Raw genomic sequence first — 6,510 nt, forward strand, 5'->3', positions numbered from 1 at the left:
TCAAAGCTTTGCGAATTGACGATCTCTGAACAAGGCTTCCCGGCCGCCGCTCAGCGGCCGGTGGCCATGGCCGGCGCGGGCTGGCCGGCCGCGCGCGCCATCGCGTCTTCGTGGTGCATCAGGTTCATCGCGGTATGCACGAGCGCCACGTGCGAGAACGCCTGCGGGAAGTTGCCGACGAGCCGGCCGGCCACCGGGTCGTATTCCTCCGCGAGCAGCCCGAGGTCGTTCGACAGCGCGAGCAGCCGGCTGAACAGCCGATGCGCGTCGTCGATCCGGCCGAGCAGCGCGTAGCTGTCGACCAGCCAGAAGCTGCACGCGAGAAACGTGCCTTCGCCGGGCGGCAGGCCGTCGTCGTATTCGGTCGTGCGGTAGCGCATCACGAGCCCGTCGTGCAGCAATTCCCGTTCGATCGCATCGACCGTGCCGACGATGCGCGGATCTTCCGGCGGCAGGAAGCCGAGCTGCGGCAGCAGCAGCACGCTCGCGTCGAGCTCGTCGCTGCCGTAGCTCTGCGCGAACGCCTGCTTGCCTTCGTGCCAGGCGTTCGCGCAGACGTCCGCGTGGATGCGCTCGCGCAGCGCGCGCCAGCGGTCGAGCGAGCCGGGCAGCCGGAACATTTCCGCCGACTTGATCGCGCGGTCGAACGCGACCCACGCCATCACCTTCGAGAACGTGAAATGGCGGCGGCCGCCGCGCGTTTCCCAGATTCCTTCGTCGGGCTCCTGCCAGATCTTCTCGAGATGGTCGAGCAGCGCGCACTGCACGGACCAGACCGTGTCGTCGGCCTGCAGGCCGCCCACGCGGGCGAGGTGCAGCGCGGCCATCACCTCGCCGAACACGTCGAGCTGGAGCTGGTTCGCGGCGCCGTTGCCGATGCGTACCGGCAGCGAATCCTGGTAGCCGGGCAGCCAGTCGAGCTCCATTTCCGGCAGCCGGCGCTCGCCGGCGATCCCGTACATGATCTGGATCTGCTCGGGCGAGCCGGCCATCACGCGGCCGAGCCACGTGCGCCACGCGCGCGCCTCGTCGTAGTAGCCGCCGCGCATCAGCGCGAGCAGCGTGATCGTCGCGTCGCGCAGCCAGCAGTAGCGGTAGTCCCAGTTGCGGTTGCCGCCGATCTTCTCGGGCAGCGACGTGGTCGGCGCGGCGACGATGCCGCCGGTCGGCTCGTACGCGAGCGCCTTCAGCGTGATCAGCGAGCGGCGCACGGCGGCCGCGTAGCGGCCCTGCACCTGGCAGCGGCCCGACCATTCGAGCCAGTAGTTCTCCGTGCGCGCGAGCATCGACAGCGGGTCGCGCGCGGGCGGCAGCCGCATGTGCGACGCCGCGTAGCCGAGCGAGAACGGCACGCGCTCGTCGGCGCGGACCGTGAATTCCGCGAGCGTATGGAGGTTCTTGCCGGTGAGCGGCACCGGCGTGCGCAGCACGACGGTATCGGGGCCGGCGATGGCCTTCATGCCGTCCTCGCGGGTCAGTTGCGTGACCCACGGAATCGAGAAACCGTAGTCGAAGCGCAACACGAGCTCCATGCGCATCTTCATCGTGCCGTGGCGGCCGACGACGATCCGCACCAGTTCGGACCAGCCGTTGCCGGGCGGCATGAAGTCGATCACGGTGACGGCGCCGTCCGCGCTTTCGTAATCGGTTTCGAGAATCAGCGTGTCGCCGCGATAGCGGCGTGTCGTGTGCGTGATCGCGGCGTCGGCGGCCGGAGCAAGCAGCCAGCGGCCGTGCTCGGGCGTGCCGAGCAGCGCCGCGAAGCAGGCGCCCGAATCGAAGCGGGGCCAGCACAGCCAGTCGACGGAGCCGTCTTTTGCGATCAGCGCGGCCGTGTGGCCGTCGCCGACGAGGGCGTAGTCTTCGATCAGGGCGGGCATGGGCAGGCGATCCTTGGGTATTCGAATTCACAATGCGGACGTCGGCGGCCCGGACTTCACGCCCGGGCGCCGCGCCCCGTATACTCGGCCGGGCGGCGGAGCGCATGAACGGCCGGCGTTTCGTCCTATCTCAACACTTGAAGCGACTCGATGCAAGGAGGATTCAATGCCCAACCGTTTACGGGAGCGTGACGCACGCGCTTCGACACGAGGGTTCCCGCTTAGGTTCGCTCACTGGATGAAAGGTTTCGCGATCGTGCTTTCCCTGTCCGCGACCCATGCATTCGCGCAGCAATCGTCCGCCCCGGCCGACGGCGTCTACAACCTGCTCGTCGGCACCTATACGGGCGGCGGCAGCGACGGGATCTACGTTTACCGCTTCGACACCAGGACGGGCAGCGTCGCGCCGGTGTCGTCGGCGAAGACCGTGAATCCGTCGTATCTGTTGCCGAGCCGCGACGGTCGCACCGTCTACGCGGTCAACGAGCTGCCCGGCGACGACGGGCCCGCGACGCAGCGCGGCGGCGTCAGCGCGTTCCGCTTCGACGCGAAGACGGGCGCACTCAGCTTCATCGACCGCGTATCGTCGGAGGGGAACGACCCTTGCTATCTCGCGCTGTCGCCGGACGGCAAGTACCTCGTCACCGCCAACTACTCGGTCGCGGCCGACCCGGGCGGCAGCTTCGCGGTGTTTCCGCTGCGCGACGACGGCGGGGCCGGCCAGGCCGTGCTGACCGTCCACCACGAAGGCACCGGGCCCGTGAAGGGCCGCCAGGACGGCGCGCACGTGCATTCGACGGTGTTTTCGCCGGACGGCCGCTACCTGTTCGTGCAGGATCTCGGCGCGGACAAGATCTACGGCTACCGCTACACGGTGGACGGCAGCCGCGGGCTGATCAGCCCGACCGACACGCGCTACACGCCGGTGAAGGCCGGCTCGGGCCCGCGTCACATGGTGTTCGGCGCCGACGGCCGCTTCGCGTACGTGACGAGCGAGCTCAACGCGTCGGTCGAGGTGTTCGGCTATCACGACGGCAAGCTGACGCCGGTTCAGACGGTGCCGATGACGGCGCCGGGCTTCAAGGGCAAGGTCGGTGGCGGCGCGATCCACCTGTCGCCGGACGGGCGCTTCCTGTACGCGAGCAACCGCGGCGACGCGAACGACCTCGTGATCTACGCGGTGAACAAGGCCGACGGCCGGCTCAAGCACGTCGGCCGCCAGTCGAGCCTCGGCAAGACGCCGCGCGAGTTCCTGATCGATCCGACCGGCAAGTGGCTGATCGTCGGCAACCAGGACAGCGACACGTTCTACGTGTTCAGCCGCGATGTCGAAACGGGGCAGCTCGGCGCGAATCCGCAGAAGGTCGCGGTCGGCAAGCCGGTCGACTTCAAGCTGGTGCCGGTCGAGCAGTAAATCCCGGTCGATTCCCGGCCGATGCAAGAAGGGCGCTGCCGATGCAGCGCCCTTCGTATTTGGGGCAGCCGCTTGCGCGGCGCGCCCGTATCGATGAATCGCGGCCGGCGGGCCGCCGGCCTCAGTCGGCCGCGGCCGGCACGAGCACCTCGCGGCTGCCGTTGATGCCCATCGCCGATACGAGGCCCGCCGTTTCCATCTGCTCGACGAGGCGCGCCGCGCGGTTGTAGCCGATGCGCAATTGCCGCTGCACGGACGAGATCGACGCGCGCCGCGTGCGCACGACGAACGCGACGGCTTCGTCGTACAGCGGATCGGCTTCCGCATCCGGCGCGTCGCCGAACAGGTCCTGCGTCGCGCCGTCGGCGGCCGGGCCGTCGAGGATGCCTTCCTCGTACTGCGGCTCGCCGAACTGCTTCAGATACTCGACGATCCGGTGCACTTCCTCGTCGGCGACGAACGCGCCGTGCACGCGCTGCGGATAACCGGTGCCCGGCGGCAGGAACAGCATGTCGCCCATCCCCAGCAGCGACTCCGCGCCCATCTGGTCGAGGATCGTGCGCGAATCGATCTTCGACGATACCTGGAACGCGACGCGCGTCGGGATGTTCGCCTTGATGAGGCCGGTGATCACGTCGACCGACGGACGCTGCGTCGCGAGGATCAGGTGGATGCCGGCCGCGCGCGCCTTCTGCGCGAGGCGGGCGATCAGTTCCTCGATCTTCTTGCCGGCGACCATCATCAGGTCGGCCAGCTCGTCGATCACGACGACGATCAGCGGCAGCGTCGACAGCGGCTCCGGATCGTCGGGCGTCAGCGAGAACGGGTTGCCGATCTTCTTTTCCTTCGCTTGCGCGTCGCGGATCTTCTGGTTGAAGCCCGCGAGGTTGCGCACGCCGACGGCCGACATCAGCCGGTAGCGTTTCTCCATTTCGCCGACGCACCAGTTCAGCGCGTTCGCCGCGAGCTTCATGTCGGTGACGACCGGCGCGAGCAGGTGCGGGATGCCTTCGTAGACCGACAGCTCGAGCATCTTCGGGTCGATCATGATGAGCCGCACGTCTTCCGGCGTCGCCTTGTACAGCAGCGACAGGATCATCGCGTTGATCGCGACCGACTTGCCCGAACCCGTCGTGCCGGCCACCAGCATGTGCGGCGCCTTCGCGAGATCGGTGACGACCGGGTGGCCGGTGATGTCCTTGCCCATCGCGATCGTCAGTTGCGACGGCGAATGCTGGTACTGGCGCGATTCGAGAATCTCCGACAGGCGGATCATCTGGCGCTTCGCGTTCGGCAGTTCGAGGCCCATGCAGGTCTTGCCGGGGATCGTCTCGACGACGCGGATCGACGTGAGGCCGAGGCCGCGCGACAGGTCCTTCATCAGCCCGACGATCTGGCTGCCGCGCACGCCGAGCGCGGGTTCGATCTCGAAGCGCGTGATCACGGGGCCGGCCGATGCGCCGACCACCGTCACCGGCACCTTGAATTCCTGCAGTCGCTGTTCGATCACCTGCGCGGTTTGCGCGAGGTGTTCCTCGGTGATCGTTTCGACGTCGTCTGACGCAGGCTCGAGCAGGTCGAGCGTCGGCAGTTCGACGTTGAACGACGCGGGTGCGTGGAATTCGAACGCGTTCGGGCGCGGCTGACGGGCGGGGGCGGCCGGGGCCGGTTCGGTGGCCTCGATCGCCTGGGTGGCCGGTGCGCCGATCGGTGCGACAGTGGGCGGTGTCGGCGCGGCAACGACGGCCGCAGGCGGATGCGGGAGGCTCCCGCCGGGGAGGGCCGTTGCCGGCGCTGCCGTGATCGGCGCCTCGGTCACGTCGTGCGACATGGACCAGCCGGACGACGTGGCGGCAGCGGCGGGCGGTGTCGTGAACGTCCGCGTTGCGACCGTGGCAGGGACGAACGCGATCGACGGGGCCTGCGTCGCGGTGGGCGCATCGATCGACATCAGCGGTCCGGTTGCGGCGGCAGGCAAGCCCGTGACCGGGTGAGCCGGCGTGGCGGCGAGCGCGGCTGTCGGCGCGATCGCGCTGAAGGATGGCGACGTCGTGGCGGAAACGGCCGGCGACGCGGGAAGGGCGATGGCCGGCTGCGGAGCGGCTGCGCCGGGTGAGCCGGATGAGCCGGATGGAGCGGACGTCGTCGCACCGGTCGAGGTGGTCGTCGTGTCGGCTGGACGCGTCGATGCGGGCGCGGAAGACGGCGCCGCGATCGGCGTGGTTGCGGAAAGCACGGGCGCCGACGTTCCGGCGATCGACGAAGAGGGCAGGGCGGCGAACGGGACGATGCCGTCGGCAGGCTTCACGTCGGCGTGCGCATCGGCGGCACGTTCAGGCACGTTGGCCGGTGCGGCGCGATCGATGACAGGCGCCGGTTGCGTGTCGTCCTTGTCGTCGGTATCGGGCGAGCCGGCCGGATGGCGGGTGGCCGGGTCGCGAACCGCCGTATCGTCTGCCTGCGCGGAGGCGGGATCGGCGGATTCCGATCCCGCGGTGTCCGCCAGCGATTCGGCGACCGGATTCCCGGTCGACACGTCGAAGGCGGAAGCCGGCGGGCTGGCGACGTCTTCCCACGGCGCGACGTCGACGGGCGTGTCGAACGAAGGCGCGGCGGGCGCATCGTCGACGGGAGGGATCTCGTCGTCGGCACGAGGCGAAAACACGCGATCGTCGACGCGGGTATCCGGCAGCGCGTGCGGGGTGGTGTCATCAAACGACGGGGTGGGCGAATCGTCGACTGGAGCCTGTGTCATGCCGGATTCCGCCGGCATGAAGGCGTCGAGCACGATCGGCGCGGTGTCGTCATGCGCAGGTGCGGCTTCGTGTTCGGCCGGGGCAGGGATGTCCTGCGCTGCGATGCCGTGCGTCGCGGAGACGAACGCGTCCGACACAGCCGCCGCTGCCGGCGCGCCCACGCCACCTGCCGCCGCGGCTACGCCGGCAGCGGCAGCGGTTGCGGTTGCCGTGTGCGTCGCGTCGGCCGGCTGTGCGCCGCCCAGCGCCGCCCATTGCGCGGTGCTGGCTTCGATCGCGCGCAGCGTGTCGTGAACGCTCGGCGCAGGCGTGATCGGCGCGGCCGGTTTTTCCGTCCACGCATAGAGCGGCGCGCGTGCCGGCGCGGGCGGCGCCGGGCGGCGTCGTGTCGCGTCCGGCGGCAGGCCGGCTGCCGCCGTGCCGGCGGCCGGACGCACCGGCGGACGCTGCGGTTGCGTAC

3 protein-coding genes are annotated in these 6,510 nt (G+C 69.6%); 1 reads left to right on the forward strand and 2 read right to left on the reverse strand.

What is annotated here, in order from left to right:
• Positions 1-50: 50 nt before the first annotated feature.
• Positions 51-1,880: a glycoside hydrolase family 15 protein gene (locus QZM15_RS22615; RefSeq protein WP_302107271.1), complete on the reverse strand. Its 1,830-nt coding sequence runs from the start codon at positions 1,878-1,880 to the stop codon at positions 51-53.
• A 166-nt stretch (positions 1,881-2,046) separates the two neighbouring features.
• Between QZM15_RS22615 and QZM15_RS22620 the strand changes: the two genes are divergently transcribed.
• Positions 2,047-3,294, forward strand: a complete 1,248-nt coding sequence (locus QZM15_RS22620; protein WP_089465027.1) for a lactonase family protein — start codon at positions 2,047-2,049, stop codon at positions 3,292-3,294.
• 121 nt (positions 3,295-3,415) lie between these two features.
• Here the strand turns inward: QZM15_RS22620 and QZM15_RS22625 are convergent.
• Positions 3,416-6,510, reverse strand: a 3,095-nt coding sequence (locus QZM15_RS22625; protein ID WP_302107272.1) for a DNA translocase FtsK, incomplete at its 5' end; no start/stop codon positions are given.

Source organism: Burkholderia sp. AU44665 (genome assembly GCF_030504405.1).
Taxonomy (GTDB): Bacteria; Pseudomonadota; Gammaproteobacteria; order Burkholderiales; family Burkholderiaceae; genus Burkholderia; species Burkholderia semiarida.

What these genes read in the sequence shown, in the direction of transcription:
- QZM15_RS22615 (WP_302107271.1), bottom strand. Translation starts at nt 1,880, where the DNA reads ATGCCCGCCCTGATCGAAGACTACGCCCTCGTCGGCGACGGCCACACG.
- QZM15_RS22620 (WP_089465027.1), top strand. Translation starts at nt 2,047, where the DNA reads ATGCCCAACCGTTTACGGGAGCGTGACGCACGCGCTTCGACACGAGGG.